The organism is Sulfitobacter sp. W027, assembly GCF_025143985.1.
Taxonomy (GTDB): domain Bacteria; phylum Pseudomonadota; class Alphaproteobacteria; order Rhodobacterales; family Rhodobacteraceae; genus Sulfitobacter.
In genome coordinates this window covers 1,367,571-1,388,500 of the sequence record NZ_CP083564.1, presented here as the reverse complement: position 1 = coordinate 1,388,500, position 20,930 = coordinate 1,367,571, and the positions used below count along the sequence as shown (strand labels likewise).

Annotated in this window: 22 protein-coding genes; 4 read left to right on the top strand and 18 right to left on the bottom strand. The window is 61.3% G+C overall.

Features of this window, described 5'->3' with window-relative positions; all coding sequences use genetic code 11:
• Window positions 1-34 precede the first annotated feature (34 nt).
• Window positions 35-649, top strand: a complete 615-nt coding sequence (locus tag K3759_RS06830) for a class I SAM-dependent methyltransferase (RefSeq protein ID WP_259985214.1) — start codon at window positions 35-37, stop codon at window positions 647-649.
• Window positions 646-1,503, top strand: coding sequence for a tRNA glutamyl-Q(34) synthetase GluQRS (gene gluQRS, locus K3759_RS06825; RefSeq protein ID WP_259985213.1), 858 nt, complete (start codon window positions 646-648; stop codon window positions 1,501-1,503). Before K3759_RS06830 ends, gluQRS begins: the two co-directional genes overlap by 4 nt.
• Window positions 1,504-1,512: 9 nt before the next feature.
• Here gluQRS and hisI read toward each other — a convergent pair whose 3' ends face one another.
• Entirely contained in the window at window positions 1,513-1,872 is a 360-nt protein-coding gene (gene hisI / locus K3759_RS06820) for a phosphoribosyl-AMP cyclohydrolase (protein WP_259985212.1), read from the bottom strand.
• Between the two features lie 74 nt (window positions 1,873-1,946).
• On the opposite strand from hisI, the gene K3759_RS06815 reads away from it, so the two are divergent.
• Window positions 1,947-2,408 carry an iron-sulfur cluster assembly scaffold protein gene (locus K3759_RS06815; protein WP_259985211.1) on the top strand — a complete coding sequence of 154 codons (462 nt, stop codon included), beginning with the start codon at window positions 1,947-1,949 and terminating at the stop codon, window positions 2,406-2,408.
• Between the two features lie 192 nt (window positions 2,409-2,600).
• Here the strand turns inward: K3759_RS06815 and K3759_RS06810 are convergent, their stop codons facing one another.
• The 5 genes from K3759_RS06810 to K3759_RS06790 all read right to left on the bottom strand — a co-directional run bounded on the left by K3759_RS06810 (window position 2,601) and on the right by K3759_RS06790 (window position 8,203).
• A complete protein-coding gene (locus tag K3759_RS06810; protein ID WP_259985210.1) occupies window positions 2,601-2,729 on the bottom strand; it encodes a hypothetical protein in 129 nt (42 codons plus the stop codon).
• Between the two features lie 99 nt (window positions 2,730-2,828).
• Window positions 2,829-4,919, bottom strand: coding sequence for an ATP-dependent DNA helicase RecG (recG, locus tag K3759_RS06805; RefSeq protein ID WP_259985209.1), 2,091 nt, complete (start codon window positions 4,917-4,919; stop codon window positions 2,829-2,831).
• Window positions 4,916-7,036, bottom strand: coding sequence for an NAD-dependent DNA ligase LigA (ligA, locus tag K3759_RS06800; RefSeq protein WP_259985208.1), 2,121 nt, complete (start codon window positions 7,034-7,036; stop codon window positions 4,916-4,918). Before ligA ends, recG begins: the two co-directional genes overlap by 4 nt.
• Window positions 7,037-7,122: 86 nt before the next feature.
• Complete coding sequence (gene ctrA / locus K3759_RS06795) at window positions 7,123-7,830, bottom strand: response regulator transcription factor CtrA (protein WP_259985207.1); 708 nt, start codon at window positions 7,828-7,830, stop codon at window positions 7,123-7,125.
• Between the two features lie 94 nt (window positions 7,831-7,924).
• Window positions 7,925-8,203 carry a DUF1153 domain-containing protein gene (locus K3759_RS06790; protein ID WP_409202513.1) on the bottom strand — a complete coding sequence of 93 codons (279 nt, stop codon included), beginning with the start codon at window positions 8,201-8,203 and terminating at the stop codon, window positions 7,925-7,927.
• Between the two features lie 120 nt (window positions 8,204-8,323).
• Between K3759_RS06790 and mnmA the strand changes: the two genes are divergently transcribed.
• Complete coding sequence (gene mnmA / locus K3759_RS06785) at window positions 8,324-9,466, top strand: tRNA 2-thiouridine(34) synthase MnmA (protein ID WP_259985205.1); 1,143 nt, start codon at window positions 8,324-8,326, stop codon at window positions 9,464-9,466.
• 6 nt (window positions 9,467-9,472) lie between these two features.
• On the opposite strand, the gene lpxB is transcribed toward mnmA, so the two are convergent.
• The 12 genes from lpxB to frr form a co-directional block, all read right to left on the bottom strand.
• Window positions 9,473-10,624, bottom strand: a complete 1,152-nt coding sequence (gene lpxB, locus K3759_RS06780; RefSeq protein WP_259985204.1) for a lipid-A-disaccharide synthase — start codon at window positions 10,622-10,624, stop codon at window positions 9,473-9,475.
• Window positions 10,621-11,421, bottom strand: coding sequence for an LpxI family protein (locus tag K3759_RS06775; RefSeq protein WP_259985203.1), 801 nt, complete (start codon window positions 11,419-11,421; stop codon window positions 10,621-10,623). Before K3759_RS06775 ends, lpxB begins: the two co-directional genes overlap by 4 nt.
• On the bottom strand, window positions 11,418-12,200 hold the full coding sequence (gene lpxA, locus K3759_RS06770; RefSeq protein WP_259985202.1) for an acyl-ACP--UDP-N-acetylglucosamine O-acyltransferase: 783 nt from the start codon (window positions 12,198-12,200) through the stop codon (window positions 11,418-11,420). Before lpxA ends, K3759_RS06775 begins: the two co-directional genes overlap by 4 nt.
• Window positions 12,197-12,667 (bottom strand): 3-hydroxyacyl-ACP dehydratase FabZ, encoded by a 471-nt coding sequence (gene fabZ / locus K3759_RS06765; protein WP_243262961.1) that lies wholly within the window; start codon window positions 12,665-12,667, stop codon window positions 12,197-12,199. The genes lpxA and fabZ overlap by 4 nt, the downstream gene beginning before the upstream one ends.
• An 82-nt stretch (window positions 12,668-12,749) precedes the next feature.
• The gene (locus K3759_RS06760; protein ID WP_259985201.1) at window positions 12,750-13,331 is read right to left on the bottom strand and encodes an OmpH family outer membrane protein; all 582 of its coding nucleotides are present in this window, start codon (window positions 13,329-13,331) and stop codon (window positions 12,750-12,752) included.
• Window positions 13,332-13,335: 4 nt separating this feature from the next.
• The gene (bamA, locus tag K3759_RS06755; protein WP_259985199.1) at window positions 13,336-15,669 is read right to left on the bottom strand and encodes an outer membrane protein assembly factor BamA; all 2,334 of its coding nucleotides are present in this window, start codon (window positions 15,667-15,669) and stop codon (window positions 13,336-13,338) included.
• A gap of 193 nt (window positions 15,670-15,862) precedes the next feature.
• Entirely contained in the window at window positions 15,863-15,988 is a 126-nt protein-coding gene (locus K3759_RS06750; RefSeq protein ID WP_259985197.1) for a hypothetical protein, read from the bottom strand.
• Window positions 15,989-16,116: 128 nt separating this feature from the next.
• Window positions 16,117-17,460: an RIP metalloprotease RseP gene (gene rseP / locus K3759_RS06745; RefSeq protein WP_409202512.1), complete on the bottom strand. Its 1,344-nt coding sequence runs from the start codon at window positions 17,458-17,460 to the stop codon at window positions 16,117-16,119.
• Between the two features lie 13 nt (window positions 17,461-17,473).
• Window positions 17,474-18,655: a 1-deoxy-D-xylulose-5-phosphate reductoisomerase gene (dxr, locus tag K3759_RS06740; protein ID WP_259985193.1), complete on the bottom strand. Its 1,182-nt coding sequence runs from the start codon at window positions 18,653-18,655 to the stop codon at window positions 17,474-17,476.
• A 6-nt stretch (window positions 18,656-18,661) separates the two neighbouring features.
• Window positions 18,662-19,453, bottom strand: coding sequence for a phosphatidate cytidylyltransferase (locus K3759_RS06735; RefSeq protein WP_259985191.1), 792 nt, complete (start codon window positions 19,451-19,453; stop codon window positions 18,662-18,664).
• Window positions 19,454-19,464: 11 nt separating this feature from the next.
• The gene (gene uppS / locus K3759_RS06730; RefSeq protein WP_067628873.1) at window positions 19,465-20,202 is read right to left on the bottom strand and encodes a polyprenyl diphosphate synthase; all 738 of its coding nucleotides are present in this window, start codon (window positions 20,200-20,202) and stop codon (window positions 19,465-19,467) included.
• A 48-nt stretch (window positions 20,203-20,250) separates the two neighbouring features.
• Window positions 20,251-20,817, bottom strand: coding sequence for a ribosome recycling factor (gene frr, locus K3759_RS06725; RefSeq protein ID WP_007120421.1), 567 nt, complete (start codon window positions 20,815-20,817; stop codon window positions 20,251-20,253).
• Window positions 20,818-20,930: the final 113 nt, after the last annotated feature.

Here is a 20,930-nt window from a genome sequence, read left to right as displayed (position 1 = left end):
GGATCCTCCCGGTCATCCCCCATACTCTAGGGAAATGACACAGCATTATCTCGACAAGGCCTATGCATCGCGGGACACCAATGTGATCCGCAGCCTCTATGACGAATGGGCAAGCAGCTACGATGAGGACATCAAAGCGCAGGGCTACGCCACACCCGAACGCGCCGCTGTCACGCTTGCTGAATTTCTCGACAATAAGGATGCGCCGATTTTCGACATCGGATGTGGCACGGGGCTGTCTGGTGAAGCACTGAAAAAGGTAGGGTTTACCACCATCGACGGGGGCGATATCTCTGCTGCCATGCTGAACGAGGCGCGCATAAAAGGTATTTATCGCAACCTCTTAGAACTCGAAGTTGATGCACCTCTTCCCTTCGCACCCGGCACATATACGGCCATCACTGCCATTGGCGTCATCGGCCCCGGCGCGGCCCCGATCACCCTGTTCGACACCCTGATGCACGGATTAGGAAAGGGCGGTAAGCTCCTATTTTCGCTTAACGAAAAAGCTTTGGCTGATCGCGGCGCATTGGGCATGATCCACGAGTGGACGGACTGCGGCGCGGCGATCCTCCTCCATGCGGAAGAAGGCGCACATTTGCCCGGGATTAACTTGAAGTCTACTGTATACCTGATTGAAAAGAATTGACTCTCACCACTAGGTTCGCCCCATCCCCCACCGGTCCACTGCATCTTGGTCACGCCTATTCCGCGCTTTTGGCCTATGATTTGGCGCAGGCTGCGGGGGGCACATTCCTGCTGCGTATAGAAGATATCGATCTGTCCCGCGCACGGCCTCATTGGGAGGCGCAGATTTACGAAGACCTCGCTTGGCTTGGGATCGACTGGCCAGAGCCGGTGATGCGGCAATCAGACCGGATGGAGAGCTATCGCACTGCCCTTGATGACCTCTGGGCGCGCGGTTTGCTTTATGCCTGCGCCTGTAACCGCCGCGACATCGCCGCCGCCACCAGTGCCCCACAAGAGGGCGCGGAACCCGTCTATGGCCCTGACGGCATCATCTACCCCGGCACCTGTCGCGAGGCTGGCCATCCTCGCTCAGCTGGTGCTCTGCGGCTTAACATGGCCAAGGCGTTGAAAAAACTGGACATTGCGCCGTTAAGCTTCGTCGAAAGTGGCTGCGGCCCCAATCATGAGACTGGTCAGATCACCACCTCTCTCGATCAGCTTATCGCGACGGTCGGCGATGTGGTCCTCGCCCGGCGGGACATGGGCACATCCTACCACCTCTCCGTCGTGCTCGACGATGCCGCGCAGGGCGTCACGCTGGTCCCGCGCGGGGCTGACCTGTTTGAGGCGACCTACATTCATGTGGTGCTACAGGGGCTGCTTGACCTACCGAAACCGATCTATCATCACCACCGCCTAATCCGGGACGACGACGGCAAAAGGCTTGCCAAGCGCGACGACGCCCGCGCCATCGCGCTCTACCGGGAGAACGGCGCAACGCCCGAAGATATCCGCACTATGGTAGGCCTTTAGACGCCGATCTTAATCCATAGGCTTCATCAGTTCGACTTCTTCACCGTCCTGGATGGCGGTGTAAAAGCAGTTGCGCCGTCCAGTGTGACAGGCCGGTCCGCTTTGCTCCACCAACATCAACAGGCAGTCGCGATCACAATCAAGTCGCATCTCAACCAGCTTCTGTACATTTCCGCTGGTCTCCCCCTTGACCCAGAAGGCCTGCCGCGAACGGCTCCAATAGGTAACCTTGCCGGTTTCCAATGTGCGCGCGATGCTTTCCGCGCTCATCCACGCCAGCATCAGCACCTCATGGGTCTGAGCGTCCTGCGCAATCGCCGGGATCAGGCCCGCATCGTTGAATTGAAGGCTTGCAGGATCGAAAGTCATCGGGCACCTCGTGGAAATATTTGCATCTGCGTCAGCGGCGCTTATGTAGGGTTTCAGCACGAAAAGGAACAGCCATGTCGGATGAGACGGACCTCATCAAGCTCTACTCCGCGCGCATCTTGGCGCTTGCAGCAGAGATCCCCCATCTGGGCCGCATGGAGGACCCTCAGGCCAGCGTCAAACGCCGCTCGCCGCTCTGTGGTTCGACCGTGACGGTAGATGTGCGCGTGAAGGATGGGCATTTGACCGAAATGAAGCAGGATGTGAAGGCCTGCGCCTTGGGACAGGCTGCCGCCGCCGTGGTGGGCGCTGCTGCCCCCGGAGCGTCGCTTGCGCAGGTTACCACCGCGCGCGATCAACTGCGCGCCATGCTCAAGGGCGAAGGCCCCACCCCCGATGCGCCTTTTGACGGTTTCGAAGTGCTGACCCCTGCCACGGCCTATAAGAACCGCCATGCGTCGATCATGCTGAGCATCGAAGCACTGACAGAGGCGATGCAGCAGGCCGACGCGCCAGTTGAGGCTGGCGAGCACTAGCGGCGGCTGGATTTCGCACGATCTCCCCTCTAAAGTAAAAAAAACGCCGCACACCCGAAATGGGATGGCGGCGTCAGTAGGCGTTACTCATGTGGGACCCGCTGTGCCATAGTCCGACGCGGACAGGCAAATCGGTGCATCAAATTGGGACGGATGCAGCAGACATAGCGGCATGAGAGCCTCAGGCAGAACTCAGATAAAAGTGGGCAGATGCAGACCAACGACCAGCATCACGATCAAAGCGGCGGCCCCTGCTGCATCTTGCAGCAGCGTTGCCTGCGACCTGAGAGCGATAGATTTCAGCGCGGTGTAAGTCATCATCAGTACCTCCTCATCTTTGTTGCCCCTTTGTTCTCATTTTCAGCCCCACCTGTAAAGAACTTTTTGAGAACATTAGCGAACAAAATGAACGGATGTACTTTAACCTACTGATATCAAACGGATCGCCTCATCCTGCCGCATGAGCCATAGCAACACCCTGACCGCCCTGCCGCGCGGCCCGTCGAGGGTTGGATCATCGGCCAAAAGCTTGCGTGCATCCGATTGCGCCACGGCCATCAGACCCACCTGACGTTCCAGATCCGCCACACGAAAACGCGGCACGCCCGACTGTGCAGTGCCGATAAGATCGCCGGTGCCGCGCATCTTCAAGTCCGTCTCGGCAATGACAAAACCATCCTCGGACTCGCGCAGCACCTCAAGCCGTTGACGGCCCGTCTCGCTCAGAGGAGCCTGATACATCAAAAGACAGGTCGAGGCCCCTTCACCCCGCCCGACACGGCCCCGCAACTGGTGCAGCTGCGCGAGGCCAAAGATCTCGGCCCGTTCGACGACCATGATGGTCGCATTGGGGACGTCCACGCCCACTTCGATGACCGTGGTGGCGACCAATACCTTGGTCTCACCCGCCTGAAAGGCGCGCATTGCTGCGTCCTTCTCCGCCGGGGGCATCTGGCCATGCACCAGCCCGACGACACCTTCGCCAAGGGCCGCGCGCAGCCGTTTGAACCGGTCCTCCGCCGCCGTCAGATTGCTGACTTCGCTTTCCTCGACCAGCGGGCAGACCCAATAACATTGCCGCCCTTCGCTGATCGCATGACGCATGCGATCGATAACCTCCTCCATCCGTGAGGTTGAGACCAATGCTGTGCGAATGGGTTGCCGTCCGGGTGGCTTTTCGCCCAGAACCGAGACATCCATATCGCCGTATTGCGCCAGTGCCAGACTGCGCGGGATCGGCGTGGCGGTCATCACCAGCACATCCGCGAGCCGCCCCTTGCGCCCCAGTTCCAACCGCTGCCGCACGCCAAAACGGTGCTGTTCGTCGACCACCGCTAGGCGCAGATCGGCAAAACTCACATCCGCCTGAAACACCGCATGGGTGCCGACAAGGATTTGGATATCGCCCTTCTCCAGCGCCGCGAGCTTGGCCCGGCGCTCCGTCCCCTTGTCGCGGCCCGTGAGGATTTCCAGCACCACGCCTGCCTGTTCCGCGAGCGGTTGCAGCCCCATAAGGTGCTGTCGCGCAAGGATTTCCGTTGGCGCCATCAGCACCGCTTGCCCCCCTGCCTCCACCGCGCGCAGCAGCGCCATGAAGGCCACCAGCGTCTTGCCCGCCCCCACATCGCCCTGCAACAGCCGGTTCATCCGGGTCTCGCGGCCCATGTCGGCAGTGATCTCTTCGACGGCGCGTTGCTGCGCCCCTGTGGGACGATAGGGCAAGGATTTCAGCACCCGATTCTGCAAGCGCCCGTCGCCATGGCTCGCGCGGCCCTTCTTGCGCCGCTCAACCTGTCGCGCCAGCGCCAAGGTTACCTGATGGGCAAAAAGCTCGTCATAGGCCAGCCGCTCCCGCGCGGGGGCCGTCGCGGTAAGGTCTTGGGCGTTTTGCGGGTCGTGCGCGGCCTCGGCGGCGGCGGCGAAATCGGGCCAACCGGCCTGCGACACTTGCCCCGGATCGGCCCATTCGGCCACCGCTGGCAGGCGAGCCAGCGCGCCGCGGGTGGCTTTGTACATCAGCTTTTGCGTCAACCCCGATGTGAGCGGATACACCGGCTCGAAATCCGGAATGCTGCTGGCCTCTTCCTCTGGCACGGCAAAATCGGGATGGACCATCTGCGCCATCCCGTCAAAAAACTCCACCCGGCCCGAGACAATGCGGCGGCTGCCTTCGGGCAGTTGCCGCTGCCAATAATCCCCCCGCGCGTGAAAATAGACCAATTGAAAGCTGGTCTGCGCATCCTCCACCATGATGCGATACGCGCCGCCTTTGGTACGTGCCGGGCGATGCGCCCCTATGGTGACGGCCACGGTGAGCGTCGCGGGCAGATGCGCGTCCTTCACACTGTAGCGCAGACGGCGGTCGATGCCGGAATGCGGCAGGGTAAAGATCAGATCACGCGGCGCTTGAATGCCCAATTGGTTCAACAATTGCGCGGTTTTCGGCCCCACCCCTTCGAGGGTTTCCAGCCCGGCAAAAAGCGGGAAAAGCTGCTCCGGCCTGCCGCTCATTTGCCTTCGATCAAGGCAAGCCAGCCATCCTCGTCCAAAGTCTCAATCCCCAGATCGGCAGCTTTTTTGGCCTTGGAGCCCGCCCCCGGCCCGGCCACCAGAATGTCAGTCTTGGCGCTGACCGAGCCTGAGACCTTGGCCCCCAAACGCTCCGCCCGTGCCTTGGCCTCGGCGCGGCTCATCTTTTCCAAGGTGCCGGTGAAGACGACCGTTTTGCCTGCGACCGGGCTGCCTTCGGTATCGGGTCGTTCCGCCGGGACCACGCTCAAATGCGCGACCAGCCGGTCGATGGAGGCGCGCTCGGCCTCCTGCGCGAAGGCCGAAACCAGCGAGCCTGCCATGACACTGCCAACGCCATCGACACCGATCAGGTCGTCCCATGCGGGGCCATCCAGCCCACGCGCTTCGGCCATGCCGGCCTCAAAACTGTCCCAGTCGCCGTAATGCAATGCGATGAGGTTCGACGCCGCTTCGCCCACATGGCGGATGCCGAGGGCAAAGATCAGCCGCGCCATGGGTATTGTGCGCTTATCCTCAATGGCTTGGAATAGGTTGTCTGCGGATTTCGGCCCCCAGCCTTCGCGGTTCTTCAACTGCTGCACGCCGCTGCCATAGCGCTCTTTCAACGTGAAAATATCCGCAGGCTCTGCGATCCAGCCGTCGTGGTAGAATTGCTCAACCTGTTTGGCCCCGAGCCCTTCGATGTCGAACGCCCCGCGGGCGACGAAATGTTTCAGCTTTTCGACGGCCTGCGCCGGGCAGATCAGCCCGCCTGTGCAGCGCCGCACCGCATCCCCCGGCTCGCGGATCGCGTCCGACCCGCATTCCGGGCAGGTGGTGGGAAAGAGGAAGGGCGCTGCATCCTCGGGGCGTTTCGACAGATCCACATCGGCCACTTTTGGAATCACATCGCCCGCGCGGTAGATTTGCACCCAATCGCCAACGCGCACGTCTTTACCACCGCGGATCTCAGCACCCTTGCTGTCGAGCCCCTTGATGTAATCCTCATTGTGCAACGTCGCGTTGGAGACGACGACCCCCCCCACCGTGACCGGCTGCAACCGCGCCACAGGGGACAGCGCCCCGGTGCGGCCAACCTGAATGTCGATGCCTTCCAATCGGGTCCAAGCCAGTTCAGCCGCGAATTTATGCGCGATCGCCCAACGGGGCGTGGTCGAGCGAAAGCCGAGGCGTTCCTGCAGGGCGAGGTCATCGACCTTGTAGACCACACCATCGATATCATAGCCAAGCGTGGCGCGCTGCGCTTCGATCTGCTCGTAATGGGCGACCATCTCGTTCGGCCCCTCACAAAGTGCCGTGAGTGGGTTGGTCGAAAATCCCAACTCCGCCAGTCGGTCGATGGCCCCCTTCTGGGTTTCCGCCAAAGGGGCCGAAAGCGCGCCCCAAGCATAGGCAAAGAACCGCAGTGGGCGCGCGCGGGTGATCTCGGGATCAAGCTGGCGCAGCGATCCGGCAGCAGCGTTGCGGGGATTGGCAAAGGTCTTGCCCCCCGTTTCGGCTTGCCGCGCGTTCAACGCGGCAAAATCAGCATGGCTCATGTAGACTTCGCCGCGCACTTCCAGCAGGTCGGGCGCGTTCTTCAGCTCATGTGGAATGTCTTGGATGGTGCGGGCGTTGGCGGTGACATTCTCCCCCACCGCTCCATCCCCACGGGTGGCAGCCTGTACCAGCACGCCCTTCTCATAGCGCAGAGAGAGCGACAGGCCGTCGATCTTAGGCTCCGCCGTATAGGCCAGTGGCGCATCAGCCCCAAGACCGAGGTATTTGCGAATTCGCCCGGCAAATTCCGTTACCTCTTCGGCGTCAAAAGCATTGGCCAGCGACAGCATCGCCACCGCATGTCGCACCTTTCCGAAGGCTTCGGCGACCGGTGCGCCAACCTGCTCTGAAGGGCTGTCGGCGCGTTTGAGCTTGGGGAACCGCGCTTCGATCGCGGCATTGCGGCGCTTGAACGCATCATACTCCGCATCCGAAATTTCGGGTGCATCTTCTGTGTGATAGGCGGTATTCGCCGCGCTCAGCAATTCCGCCAGCCGGGCCAGCTCTGTCTCTGCCTGCGCCACGCTCAGCGCCGCCACCTCGATCTGGGATGTCACGATCTGCCCCCGATATTGTCACCTGTCGCCTAGATAGGTGGCGATCCGGGGCAGGTCTAGCGATTTCAAGCTCAGCAGTCAGCCCATCAAGCGCTGGCGGCAAGATCCATCTGCGCCGGTTCGGGGTCGCGCAGCACATAGCCCCGGCCCCAGACCGTTTCGATGTAATTCTCCCCCCCTGTGGCCAAGCTCAACTTTTTGCGGAGTTTGCAGATAAAGACGTCGATAATCTTCAACTCAGGCTCATCCATGCCGCCATAGAGGTGGTTCAGGAACATTTCCTTGGTCAGCGTGGTGCCCTTACGCAGACTGAGCAGCTCCAGCATCTGGTATTCCTTGCCGGTCAGCTGCACCGGGCTGTCGTTTACGCTGACCGTCTTGGCGTCTAGGTTCACCGCCACCTGGCCGGTTTCGATCACCGACTGCGAATGTCCCTTGGAGCGGCGGATGATCGCATGGATGCGGGCCACCAGTTCTTCGCGGTGAAAGGGTTTGGTCAGATAGTCATCGGCGCCAAAGCCAAAGCCCCTGATCTTATTCTCCGTATCATCAGCGCCGGACAGGATCAGGATCGGCGTATCGATCCGCGCCAGCCGCAATTGACGCAGCACGTCGTGGCCATTCATATCTGGCAGATCGAGGTCGAGCAGGATCAGGTCATAGTCATAGAGCTTGGCCAGATCGATTCCTTCTTCGCCCAGATCGGTGGCATAGACGTTGAGGTTCGCATGGGTCAGCATCAATTCAATGCTGCGGGAGGTCGTCGGGTCATCTTCAACTAACAATACACGCATTTCGGGTTCTCCGGCTCATCTAGGACGCTGGCACAACCCTGAGCAAAAAAGGTTAACTACCCGTTACCGATACTAAAGATGCTAAATGAACAACTTAAAGTTGTCTATACTTATGCAGCGCCGTGGCTTTCAACGCGCCTTCTCCATGCTCTGTAACTGCCTGCAGCCATTCCATAAATTCGTCATCACTGATCCCGTACCGCTCTAACGCCTCGGACTGGGTGATCAGACCGTAAACCACCCCGCGGACCACCGCCGCCTTGCGTGACGCGACCCATCTTCGGGTGTCGGCGCTAGGCAGGTCAGCACGAGACATCACACTGCCGTCAGCAAGGGTAACAGACCGTGGCCCATCGACTTTTTTCAGGTACATCACATCATCCGCCATTGTTCTGGCGCCCAATAACCCCCATGTGCCTTAACGCGGAGTGAAGCCTGCCCTTGTGACTAGGTAGGATTTTCCTATATTCGCGCACAAACTCCGGAGATACCCATGGCCCTTGATCAGACCCCGCCGCTCAATTCGCTTGGCTTTGCCAAGGCACCTGCCGACACGCGGGTCGTCGTGGCGATGTCGGGTGGTGTGGACAGTTCCGTCGTGGCGGCCATGCTCGCCGACGAAGGTTATGACGTCGTGGGCGTGACGCTTCAGCTTTATGATCACGGCGCGGCGCTGGCCAAGAAAGGTGCATGCTGCGCGGGCGTCGACATTCAGGATGCCCGCCGCGTAGCCGAAGAGATGGGCTTCCCGCATTACGTTCTGGACTATGAAAACGTCTTCAAAGACGCGGTGATCGACGAGTTTGCCGACAGCTACCTCGGCGGTGCGACACCCGTGCCCTGCATCCGCTGCAACGAGCGGGTGAAGTTCAAAGACCTGCTGGAAACCGCCAAGGATCTCGAGGCCGATTGCATGGCCACAGGTCACTATATCCAACGCAAGATGGGCGAGAACGGGCCAGAGCTACACGCCGCCGCCGATGGCAACCGCGACCAGAGCTATTTCCTTTTTTCCACCACCGAAGAGCAGCTTTCCTACCTGCGCTTCCCGCTGGGCCACCTGCCGAGCAAGGATGACACCCGTGCGCTTGCCGCGAAATACGGGCTGGTGGTGGCTGACAAACCCGACAGTCAGGACATCTGCTTTGTTCCCAATGGCGACTACGCCGCGGTGATCCGCAAGCTGCGCCCCGAGGCCGCCGATCCTGGCAATATCGTCGATACCGAAGGCAATGTGCTGGCGAAACATGAGGGCGTGATCCACTACACCATCGGCCAGCGCCGGGGCTTGGGCATCGGTGGTCTGGCCGACCCGCTCTATGTGGTGAGGTTGGATGCCGAGCGCAAAGAGGTCGTCGTCGGCCCGAAATCCATGCTCGCCACCCGCAACATTCCGGTGCGTGAGATCAACTGGCTGGGTGACGAGCCCCTGACCTCGCAGTCAGAATGGAACATCGCCGTGCGCGTGCGCTCCACCCGTCCGCCGCGCGATGCGATCCTGCGTCCAATCAGCGCGACCGAGGCCGAGGTTGAACTGCTGACTGCCGAAGAAGGTGTGTCGCCGGGTCAGGCTTGTGTGTTCTATGATCCTGAAAGCACGCGCATCTTTGGCGGCGGCTGGATCCACCGAGGCTAAGCCTCCCTACAGCCGCGCCAAAACCGCGCGCGCGGCCCGCAGGCCCGGCGCCTCACCACCCTGCCCCAAGCGTTGCATCGTCAACGCCATCGCGTCCTTTTGCGCGCCGGGTGCCCGCAACACCTGCAAAACGCCTTCGGCAATGGGTCCGGGGCGGCAATTGGCACCGATGAATTCCGGCACCACGCGGGTTTCGGAGACGAGGTTAACCAGTGTCACCGTATCCACCCGCAGCATCCGCCCGATGATCTGGCGGCTGATCCAGTTCATGTCATAGGCGATGACCATCGGCGTGTTCACCGCAGCCAGCTCCAGTGACACGGTGCCCGAGGCCGCCAGCGCTACATCCGCCGCGCGGAAGGCGGCGCGTTTGGTGGCGGTGAACTCTTCGGACGCCATATCACGCGGGTCCAGCACCAGCGGGTTGCCTGCCCAATTGCGCGTCACCTGTTTGACCAAGGCCGCCACGGGGGCCGCCGCTGGCACCACGACGCGCAAGGCCGGCTCCGCCTCGACCAGCCGCGCGACAACCTGCTGGAACACTGGTGCCAGCCGGGTGACCTCGCCCCGGCGCGAGCCGGGCAACGCCAGCAACAGCGGTGCATCCGCAAGACGATGCTCGGCGCGGAAGGCCGCAGCGGCGGCGTCATCGGCCACAGGCTCGGCCACCACCGGGTGACCGACAAAATCACAGGCCATGCCCGCCGCTTGCATATAGGGCGGCTCGAAGGGGAAAAGCGCTAGCACATGATCCACCGAACGCGCCATCTTTTCGGCCCGGCCGGGGCGCCATGCCCAGACGGTCGGGGCCACGTAATGTACTGTTCTGATGTTAGATTTCTCTTTCACCTTACGCGCCACGCGCAGGGAAAAATCGGGGCTGTCGATGGTGATGAGCACATCTGGCTTGGTCTCAACTACAGCCTGTGCCGTCTCATTGATCCGGGCCATCAGCGCGCGGTATTTTGGCAGGATCTCGGCCAGTCCCATGACGCTCAACTCGTCCATATCGAACCGGCTTTCCAACCCCTGAGCCATCATCATCGACCCGCCGATGCCGTCGAATGTCACCTCGGGACAAAGCTCTTTCAGCCCCGTCATGAGCGCACCGCCCAACCGGTCACCGGAAGGCTCGCCTGCCAGAATGAACACCTTCACGCCGCGCCCTCCTCTCGGACCCAGAGCACCAGACCAAGCTCATCAGCAAGCGCCACGCAGGCGTCACGCTCCAACAGTATCACGCCGCCTGCTTTGACGACCACGCCCGCCAGCCCCGCCGCATGGGCGGCGCGCAGCGTGTCGGGTCCGATTGTGGGCAGGTCGATCTCGCGGATTTGGCCAGCCTTCGGGCCTTTGCAGAGCACTGCGCGCGCGCCCTGCATAGCCTCCGGCAGGGTTGCAAGCAGGTGATCCGTACCCCCGATGGTCTCGACCCCATAAACCTGTTCACGCCCGATCACGCAGGCCTGTCCGATGTCCAAGCTTGCCAAACCGTCCAGCACTGCCATGCCGCGCGCCGCATCCCGGCGCATTTGTTCGTCGGGCAGTTCGCGCGACAGCACACCGCTGTCGGCCAGCAGGTCGGGCACCAATTCATCGGCACCGACTACCTGCAGGCCGTGATCCTCGAAAATCGTCTTGATCACCTCAAGCGCACCATTATCACCCGCTGCCAGTGCCTGTTTGAACTGCGGCACCAAGGGCGCTGTGCGCATGTCGAGCTTTGCCGGATCAAGCGTTGGTCGGTCGATTGCGCCGCACAGACAAACCTCGCGGATGCCCACGCCCAAAAGATGCGCCAAAAGACTGCCAAGCGTTTCCAGCCGGAAGGTCAGATCCGCCTTCAACCCATCCGGCGCGCAACCCTCATAGGCGCAGACCAAAGGCGGCACGTCCTGCGCCGCCGCCACCCGCGCGGGCAGGCCGCCGCGTCCGGCGATCAGCGCAAGGCTCATTTCGGCGTCAAGAAATGGCGGCCCGTATCGGCCATGACAAAATCAACGATCTGGCGCACATAATCGCTCTGGGTCTCGTCCCCCAAACGCCGCGCCCGGTCCGAGAATGTCCCCTCGCCCTGCGCCAGCATCTGGAACGCGGCCCTGAGCGCCGTGATGTCGCTACGTGCCACACCGGCGCGCTTCAGCCCGACAAGGTTCAACCCGTCCAGATCACCGCGTGGCGCTTGCACAAGGCCGTAGGGGATCACGTCATTGGTCACCATGGTCACCGCGCCGATGATCGCGCCCTGCCCGATGCGCACCCATTGGTGGATGCCCGACAGCCCGCCGATGATGACGTCATCCTCAAGCACACAGTGGCCCGCGACGGCGGCAGAGTTCACCACGATCACCCGATTGCCCACGATGGCATCATGAGCGATGTGACAGCCCGCCATGAACAGCCCGTCGTCGCCCACACGCGTCACGCCGCCACCGCCTTCGGTGCCGCAGTTCATCGTGACATGCTCGCGGATGCGGTTGCGTTCGCCAATCACCAGACGGCTCGCTTCGCCCTTGAACTTCAGGTCTTGCGGAATCTCACCGATCACGGCGAAGGAGAAAATCATCGTGCCTGCGCCAACCTCGGTCTGGCCCGTCACGACAACGTGGGATTTCAACTCCACATCCGCCTTCAGCACGACCTCAGGGCCGACCACGCAGAAGGGGCCGATCTTGGCCGAAGGGTCGATCTGCGCCCCCTCTTCGATCACGGCACTGGGGTGGATATTGCTCATGCCGCGTCCTGTGGCAGGTCCAGCATCGCCATGAACTCGGCCTCGGCGGCCATTTCACCATCTACGGTGGCCACACCCCCAAATTTCCAGATTTTCGCACCCGGCTTGCCGCGCAGGGTTTTCAGGTCCATCCGCAGCACATCGCCGGGGCCGACCTTGCGGCGGAACTTACATTTGTCGATCGACATGAAATAGATCAGCATGTCGCGGTCCTGCATGCCAAGAGCGGTGCCCACCATCACGCCTGCCGTCTGGGCCATCGCCTCAACGATAGTGACGCCCGGCATGATCGGCGTGCCGGGGAAGTGGCCCTGAAAATGTGGCTCGTTCATAGTGACGTTCTTATAGCCGACAGCACTTTCAGTGCCGTTGATCTCTTCCACTTTGTCGACCAGCAAAAACGGGTAGCGGTGCGGCAGGATGCGCTGGATCAATTGGATATCGGCGCGCAGCAGCTCTTCGGTCATGGACTGTCCTTTGTCTCAGAAGGTTGCTGAATGGCTACCAATTCAGACGGCTGGGGGCAAGCATCCCCGGGCGCTGGCCCGCTTAGTCCGCCTCGGACAGACCGCTTCCGATGGCCTCATCCAACAGCGAAATCGCTTGATCCGTGACCTCAATCGCCGAGGAGGAAACAAAGACACGCCGCCGCTCAAGAATGACCGCCGCGTCGGAATTACGCATCAACTGCTCCAATACCGGGGCCGCTGCGGACAAAAACCGATCCCGCTCAAGGTCGAGCACCTCGTTCAGTGTGCGGTTTTTTGCGGCCTGCTCCGCACGGGTGCGCTGCACCTTTTCGTCAAAGGCGTCGGCCAGCACCCTAAACTTTGCCGGTTCCATCTGCGCGCGTTTTTCGGTGAGGTCGCGCTCTTCCGCCTCAAGGGCTGCTTCAATCTCACGGTTCTCGGCGGCCAATTGCTCACTTTGCGCCTCGATCTCGCGCGTTACACGCTCGCCAAAAGCGCTTTCGCGAAACAGGCGTTCAGAATCGATTGTTAGCACTGGGCTGATCACACCCTGCGCGGTGCCCGCCGCGCTTGAATGTGGCTCTGCCGCAGGGGTCTGCTGCGCGAGGCCGGGGGTGACCCCGGCCAGCATCATCACAAAGGGGATGAAGGCGCGGCGCATGGGCTTAGAACGTGGTCCGTAGCGTGACCTCAAAGCTCTGTTCCTTGTCAAAGCTCTCTTTCTTCAGCGCGTCGGAGACGTTGAACTGAAGCGGGCCAAGCGGCGTGTCCCAGAAGACCGAGAAGCCGATCACATGGCGGAAGGAGCCGCCTTCACCGACGATGGTGCCGCCCGTGGTGTCAACATCGCTCAGATCCCACAGGTTGCCTACGTCATAGAAGACACCGCCAGTGATGCCATATTCCTCGGGCAGGCCGAGCGGGAACTCCGCCTCAAAACGGGCCACGGCAAAGAGGTTGCCGCCAAGCGCGTCATCTACGCCGTTGCTCTGGTCACGCGGGCCGATACCGCCCGGCTCAAAGCCGCGCATGATCGACGGGCCGAGGATGAAGCGGTCAACCGCACGGTTGGTGCCGCTGTTCCACGCCAGCGCCCCGCCTTCGAGCGTGGCACGAAGGGTCACTTCCTCGTTAAAGATACGCTTTTCGGCACCCAGCTTGGCCGTGGTTTTGATGTATTCGTTGTCACCACCGAGCCCGGCAAAGTCTTGCCCGAACTCGAACAGAATGCCCTGTGTCGGGTCCAGCCCGGTGCGGCGGGTGTCATAGGTGTAGGTGTAGCCGAGGGAGGAGGAGAACAACGCGCCTTCCGCGATCTCATTCGCGATGGTGGCGCTGCTATCCTCGTCATCACGCTCCAACATCTCAATCCCTTCGAGCGTATAGCGCGTCGACAGACGGCCATTCTCGCTGACCGGGAAGGTCAGGCTGGGCTGGAACACCAAGCGTTCGGTGTCATAGCTGGAATAGGACGAATTGGTTTCCGCGTAATCAAGCTTGAGGCCAAGGGCCACATCGCGCCCAAGGAAGCGCGGCTCGACGAAGGTCACGCCATAGCGCGTGGCATCTTCGGCGGTAGAGATCGACAGGTTCAGCCTTTGGCCACGGCCCAGGAAGTTATCCTCCTGAAAGCTGACCGCCACACCAAAACCATCGTTGTTCGAAAAGGAGCCACCGAAGTTCAGCGAGCCTGTGGGCTTTTCTTCCACATCAACGTCAATCACGACCTGCTCTGGGCTGGAGCCTTGGCGGGCATTAACCTCTGCCGTCTCAAAATACTGCAGCGCGCGGATACGCTCTGCCGCTTGGCGGATTTCGCGCGGGTTGAACGGGTCACCCTCCACGCTGTCGAACTCGCGGCGGATCACGCGGTCAAGCGTGGTGGTGTTGCCTTCAATGTCGATCCGCTCAACAAAGATACGCTCCCCACGGGACAGCTTGTAGGTGACGTTCAATGACAGATCGCGGTCGTTGCGGTCAATCACCGGCTCAACGCGCAGGAAATCGACACCATCGCGGATCGCTTGGCGCTCAATCCGGGCGATGTCATTCTCGATCAAAGTGGGAGAGTAGATCACACCGGGGCGGATCTTGAGCAGGTCGCGGTATACGGCAGCGTTCAGCCCCGGCACTTCGGATTCCACCGAAACATTGCCAAAACGGAACTGCTGCCCTTCGGTGATGTTATAGGCGACAAAAACGCCATCCCGCTCTTCGGTCAACTCGGCGTTGACCGCTTCGGTGCGCATGTCGACATAGCCACGCGACAGGTAGAAATCGCGCAGCATCTGCTTGTCGGCCTCAACCCGGCCTTCAACATAGGTGTCACGCTTAACCAATCGGCGGAACAGACCCGCCTGTTTGGTGCCCAGCACGCGGCGCAGACGGCGGTCGGAATAGACGCGGTTGCCGACAAAGCTCAGGCGCTCGATCTCCACGTTGTCGCCTTCGAAAATTTCGAACACCAGATCGACGCGGTTTTGGTCGCGGCGGATGATGCGGGGCTGCACACGGGCCGACAGGCGGCCTTCGTTGCTATAAGCCTCGGCGATGGCGGCGGCGTCTTGCTCGGCTTGGCTAGGATTGAACACCCGGCGCTCGGTCGAGCCGATCAACGCGGCCAGCATCTCATCCTTGATGCGGCGGTTGCCCTCAAAGCTGACCCGGTTCAGCGTCGGCAGTTCCACCACAGTGATGACCAACGTGCCGCCCTGCGGCTCAATGGAAACGGATTCAAACAGGCCCGAATTTTGCAGGTTCTGGTAGGCGTCGTTCAACTGCCCGCCCGACACCGCCTGCCCGCGCCCGATGCCAGCCCGCCGCAGAATGGCGCTGTCGCCGATCCGCTCGTTGCCTTCGATGACGACCGTGTTGAACTGGTATTGCTGCGCCTGCGCTTGGCTGCCCGGCACAAGCCATGCAACGGACAACATGACACAAAGCGATGCGCCCCGAAGGGTCTTGCCAACATTGCTGCGCTGCGCCCACTCGATGGGCATTCTGCCCTCGTTCCTCAGTCCCATTACACCGACCCGTTTTTTACGACATTGTTGTCAACCTGACTACGCAGGTTAATGGGGTTTGTCAAAAGCAACGGAGGGAAAAATATACCATATCATGCGGCAAGATGGGCCAGAATGACATCATACGCCAAGATCGGGCAGTGCGGCCCGATCTGGCAAAGCATTTAGGTCAGAGAGAAGCGACAAAGGCTCCGGCAGAGAGGGCGGCGGCAATGGCCGCCGCGAAAAACGCGCGGTCCCAGTTAAGGTCCAGCAGCAGGCTTAAGCCGCGGTATGATCCTTGAATCACGTGCATCTTCGGTTCCTTCTCGTTGAGAAGCGATTTTACCCAAAGATTACGGCACGATTTTGTTCAATTGTGGCGATTTGAAGGCAATTCGCCCTGCCCCCCTTGGGGCAAGGCAGTGGCAAAGCGCCCAGCATTCACGGGCAGAACAAATCATTCCCAAGTGCGAAGAGCATCAAGGTCAGCACCAGCGTAATGCCAAGGGTCATCAAGACCCGCAGCGCGCCGTCGCTCGGCGGTTTGCCGGTCACGGCCTCATAGGCGTAAAACACCAGATGCCCGCCATCCAGAGCCGGGATCGGGAAAAGGTTCAGCAGCCCGACCGCCGTGCTCAGCACCGCGATGAAATAGATGAAGGATTGCGCCCCCTGGCTCGCCATTGCGCCCGAGGTCTGGGCAATGCCCACCGGGCCGCTGAGGTTACAGGTGCTGATATTGCCGACAATCATCTCGCGCAGACCCGAGATCGAGCCTGTAATGATGCGCCATGTGTTCTCCAGACCCACGCCAAGCGCCTCGCCTACGCCGGGCGTATCGGTGGCAGGTACAAAGGCCATGCCGCCAACGATGCCGATGCGCAGGTTTTGAACAAAGCTGCCATCGGGCTGCGGCTCATCCGTCGCTTTGGGAACAAGGGTAAAGGCCAAGGTCTCGCCATCGCGCCAGACGGTCAATTCCTGCGGCGCCCCTTCGGAGGCCTCGACGACCTCTTTCAACTCGCCAAAGGCCACGATCTCTTTCCCGTTTACCGCGGTGATGACGTCACCACTGCGCAGACCAGCCTCCTGCGCCGCCGATTGCGGGGCGACATTGCTGACCAGCGGCGGCATCAGATAGGGGCCGGGCACGGTCAGTTCCGCACCATCGCGGGTGATGTCATAGCTCAGCACCGCTTCCTGCGGCAGGTTCGTCAGGAAATCGCCATAGCCCTCACCGGCGGCGAGCGATGGCACCGGGGTGCCTTCGACAGCGCGCAGTACGTCACCGGATTGCAATTCAAACGCCGCATTCGGCAGATCACGCAACTCCCCCACGGTCAGCGGGTCACGCGCGGTGCCTGCAGTCATCGCAACGGCAAAGAAGATGATGATCGACAGGGCAAAGTTGAACACAGGCCCCGCCGCCACGGTCAGCGCACGGGCATAAAGCGGTGCACCATGCATTGTGTGGCGCAACGCCTCGGGGTCTTCAGCCAGCGCCTGCATCGCGGTTTCGTCCTTACCGGATGCGGCATTGGAATCGCCCGCAAACTTCACATAGCCGCCGAAGGGCAGCAGCGCGAACTGCCAGCGTGTGCCGCGCTTATCCATACGGGAAAACAGCACCGGGCCGAACCCGAGGCTAAAGACATCCGCCTTAATCCCGGTCCAACGACCCACGATGTAATGGCCGTATTCGTGGATAGCCACGATCACCGAAAGCGCCACGACAAAAGCCAATATCGTCCAGATCAGCCCGCCGAACTCCGGCAAAAATCCCATGATGTCCAACGTGCTACCCTGCCCTTTTTAGAATTGCGGCCTTAGCAGCCTTACGTGCGAGATGGTCGGCTTCGCCCACCAGATCAAGTGTCATATCGTCGCTGCCCCAGCCCAAAGACGCGTCAGAAGCACGTGCGTCCAACACTTCCTCGACGATCTCGGCCATCTGGGTAAAGCGCAACTGCCCGCCGATAAAGCCATCCAGCGCCACTTCCTTGGCCGCGTTAAAGACCGCGCCCATCAAGCCACCTGCCGCCATAACCTCCCGCGCGAGGCGCAGTGCGGGCCAGCGGGCGTCGTCGGGCGCGGTGAAATCGAACCGCCCGATTTTGGTGAGATCCAGCCGCTCCACCGGCAAAGGTGCCCGCTGCGGATGGTGCAGCGCATAGCCGATCGCGTGACGCATGTCAGGCGGGCCGACATGGGCCATCAACCCACCGTCGCAAAAACCCACCAGCGCATGGATCATCGACTGCGGATGCACCAGCACTTCGATAGCCTCAGGCGAGACACCGAAAAACTCCCGCGTCTCAATAACTTCCATCGCCTTGTTAAACATCGACGCCGAGTCGATGGTGATGCGCTGGCCCATGTCCCAATTGGGATGGTTCGACGCTTGGTCAAGCGTTGCGTGGGGCAAATCTTCGAGCGGCCAATCCCGAAACGCCCCGCCGCTGGCGGTGATGATGACGCGCTCAACGGCGGCCATGTCTTCCCCCACCAGCGCTTGAAAAACGGCGGAATGTTCGCTGTCGACCGGCAGGATCGTCGCGCCATGGCGCTTGGCCTCGCCCATGATCAGCGCTCCGGCGCAAACGAGCGATTCCTTATTGGCCAGCGCCAGCGTCCCGCCTTGGCGCAGGGCGGCCATCCCCGGTGCCAGCCCTGCCGCGCCGATGATCGCCGACATGGTCCAATCAGCCGGGCGGGATGCCGCCTCGGTAATCGCCTCGGACCCCGCCGCTGCCTCGATCCCACTGCCGCTGAGCGCATCGCGCAGATCGTCCAACAGGTCTTCGCGGGCAGTGACCGCAATCTCGGCCTTCAGCGCTTTCGCGTCCTCGGCCAGCTGGGCGATATTGCCCGCGCCGGTCAGCGCTACGACGTCATAGGCGTGAGCTTCCCGGCGGATCAGATCAATCGTGTTCTGACCGATGGACCCGGTCGCCCCCAGTATCGAAATTTTGCGTGGCATGGCGGATCAGTTCACGCCCGGCGGGAAGCCAATCAGCGGCCCAACGATCAGCAAAAATACAGCAGCACCCAACATCCCATCGAAACGGTCCAACAGACCGCCATGGCCGGGGATCAGCGCCGAGCTGTCTTTGACGCCCATCTTCCGCTTCATACCCGATTCCGCCATATCGCCCATTTGCGAGGCCATCGACAGCGCGACCGAGATGCCAACGAGCTGGAACCCAAAGCCTGTGTTGAAGGAAAAGATCAGCCCAACAACAGCCGCGCCGACCCAGCCCGAGGCGGTGCCGGACCAAGTTTTCTTGGGGCTGACCTTTGGCCAAAACTTGGGCCCACCGATGGCACGGCCGGCGAAATAGCCCACCACATCGGTGACCACGACCACCAACACCAGCCACATCAACCAGCCAAAGCCCATGTCATCGCGCAGTTGGATCAGGCCAAAGCCCGCCAGCAGGATCATGGCGGTAAAGCTCATGTAGAGCGTGCGGTTGGCCGCCAGCAGGCCAAAGCCCAAAAGCGCAGGTGCCAACAGCAGCGGCAGGCCAAAGCCTACCGGCAGATAGACCGACGCCAACACCGCCGCGCCCGTCACCAGCCCAAGCTGCCAAGAGGCCGCCTGACCGGGGCCGCGCAGCATGCCGACAAGCTCCCAAACCATCAGACCGCAGACCAGCGCCACCAAAAGGTGAAAGGCAACGCCCCCCAACCAGATGCCCAGCAGACCGATCAGGATCATCGCACTGGCCGATAGCATCCGCGCGCGGAGGTCGGACCATTGTTCAGGTGATTTCATCGCGCTTCTCCTCAGGTCTTGACCGCACCGAACCGCCTGTCACGCCCGCCATAGGCGGCGCAGAGCCGGGCGAATTCCTCGCGGGTGAAATCCGGCCACAGCGTGTCGATGAACTCATATTCCGCATAGGCCGACTGCCACAGCAGAAAGTTCGAAATCCGCGCCTCGCCGCTGGTGCGGATCACCAGATCGGGGTCGGGCAGCACATGGGTATCGAGGTAGCGCGGCAGGGTCTCTTCGTCCACGCTGTCGGGGTCAAGTTTGCCGCTGGCGACATCTTGGGCCAAGCGGTGCGTGGCGCGGGCCACCTCATCGCGGCCCCCGTAATTGAGCGCAATCGTCAGATTGATGCGGGTGTTATGCGCGGTGTGGTCCTCAAGCTCTCCCATCAGTTTGATCAGCTTGTCATCCAGCCGGTCGCGATCCCCGATGAAACGGACCCGCGCGCCATATTCGCTGAGGCTGCGCATTTCTTTGGAGATATAGCGCCGAAACAGCGACATAAGCCCCGCCACTTCGACCTGCGTGCGTTTCCAATTCTCGGTCGAGAACGCAAAGATCGTCAGATATTCCACCCCCACATCAGGGCAGCATTCCACGATCTCGCGCACCCTCTTGGCACCGGCGTGGTGGCCAAAAAGCCGGGGCCGCCCGCGTTGGGTGGCCCAACGGCCATTGCCGTCCATGATAATCGCCACATGGCGTGGCCCGCCGGGTATCGTCTGGGGCTGGGTTTCGGCGGTGCTCATGTCTCGACCTTTTCTTTCAAGTTCTATGTCCCTGCGCGAAAGCGCGGGTCAAACTTGCATGATTTCGGCCTGTTTCGTCTCAAGCTGGTCATCAATGAGGGTGATGAAGCGGTTGGTCAGATCCTGCACTTCGCCTTCCCAGATTTTCTGGTCATCTTCGGACATCGCACCATCGTTCTTGGCTTTCTTAATCTGGTCCATCCCGTCGCGGCGGATGTTGCGGATCGAAACGCGGGCGTGTTCTGCATACTGCCCGGCAACCTTGGTCAGCTGGGTGCGGCGCTCTTCGTTGAGCTCAGGGATCGGCAGCATGATAATGGTGCCATTGAGCTGCGGGTTGATCCCCAGACCGCTTTCACGGATGGCTTTTTCAACCTTACCGACAAGACCTTTGTCCCAAACGTTGATCGTCACCATGCGCGGCTCGGGCACGTTGACGGTGCCGACTTGGTTTACCGGGGTCATCTGGCCGTAGGCCTCAACCATCACCGGCTCCAGCATGGAGGCCGAGCCGCGGCCTGTGCGCAGCGATGCGAACTCGGTCCGAAGCGACGCAATCGCGCCGTTCATCCGCCGTTCAAGATCATCGGTATCGAGCATAAATTCGTCTGACATGGCGAGCCTGCTTGTTGTTTCCTTGCGTTACGGCTTTCTAACGGTGGCGCGGCGCTTTCACAACTGCCCATTATATCGCCACCATCTGACAACCGCGCCCCCTTGCGAGAGGC

Bases quoted from the DNA above. Each gene is read 5' to 3' on its own strand.
- K3759_RS06830 (WP_259985214.1), top strand. From the start codon at position 35: ATGACACAGCATTATCTCGACAAGGCCTATGCATCGCGGGACACCAAT.
- hisI (WP_259985212.1), bottom strand. From the start codon at position 1,872: ATGACTTTCGATCCTGCAAGCCTTCAATTCAACGATGCGGGCCTGATC.
- K3759_RS06815 (WP_259985211.1), top strand. From the start codon at position 1,947: ATGTCGGATGAGACGGACCTCATCAAGCTCTACTCCGCGCGCATCTTG.
- K3759_RS06810 (WP_259985210.1), bottom strand. From the start codon at position 2,729: ATGATGACTTACACCGCGCTGAAATCTATCGCTCTCAGGTCGCAGGCA.
- recG (WP_259985209.1), bottom strand. From the start codon at position 4,919: ATGAGCGGCAGGCCGGAGCAGCTTTTCCCGCTTTTTGCCGGGCTGGAA.
- ctrA (WP_259985207.1), bottom strand. From the start codon at position 7,830: ATGCGTGTATTGTTAGTTGAAGATGACCCGACGACCTCCCGCAGCATT.
- K3759_RS06790 (WP_409202513.1), bottom strand. From the start codon at position 8,203: ATGTACCTGAAAAAAGTCGATGGGCCACGGTCTGTTACCCTTGCTGAC.
- mnmA (WP_259985205.1), top strand. From the start codon at position 8,324: ATGGCCCTTGATCAGACCCCGCCGCTCAATTCGCTTGGCTTTGCCAAG.
- K3759_RS06775 (WP_259985203.1), bottom strand. From the start codon at position 11,421: ATGAGCCTTGCGCTGATCGCCGGACGCGGCGGCCTGCCCGCGCGGGTG.
- lpxA (WP_259985202.1), bottom strand. From the start codon at position 12,200: ATGAGCAATATCCACCCCAGTGCCGTGATCGAAGAGGGGGCGCAGATC.
- fabZ (WP_243262961.1), bottom strand. From the start codon at position 12,667: ATGACCGAAGAGCTGCTGCGCGCCGATATCCAATTGATCCAGCGCATC.
- K3759_RS06760 (WP_259985201.1), bottom strand. From the start codon at position 13,331: ATGCGCCGCGCCTTCATCCCCTTTGTGATGATGCTGGCCGGGGTCACC.
- bamA (WP_259985199.1), bottom strand. From the start codon at position 15,669: ATGCCCATCGAGTGGGCGCAGCGCAGCAATGTTGGCAAGACCCTTCGG.
- K3759_RS06750 (WP_259985197.1), bottom strand. From the start codon at position 15,988: ATGCACGTGATTCAAGGATCATACCGCGGCTTAAGCCTGCTGCTGGAC.
- rseP (WP_409202512.1), bottom strand. From the start codon at position 17,460: ATGGGATTTTTGCCGGAGTTCGGCGGGCTGATCTGGACGATATTGGCT.
- dxr (WP_259985193.1), bottom strand. From the start codon at position 18,655: ATGCCACGCAAAATTTCGATACTGGGGGCGACCGGGTCCATCGGTCAG.
- K3759_RS06735 (WP_259985191.1), bottom strand. From the start codon at position 19,453: ATGAAATCACCTGAACAATGGTCCGACCTCCGCGCGCGGATGCTATCG.
- uppS (WP_067628873.1), bottom strand. From the start codon at position 20,202: ATGAGCACCGCCGAAACCCAGCCCCAGACGATACCCGGCGGGCCACGC.
- frr (WP_007120421.1), bottom strand. From the start codon at position 20,817: ATGTCAGACGAATTTATGCTCGATACCGATGATCTTGAACGGCGGATG.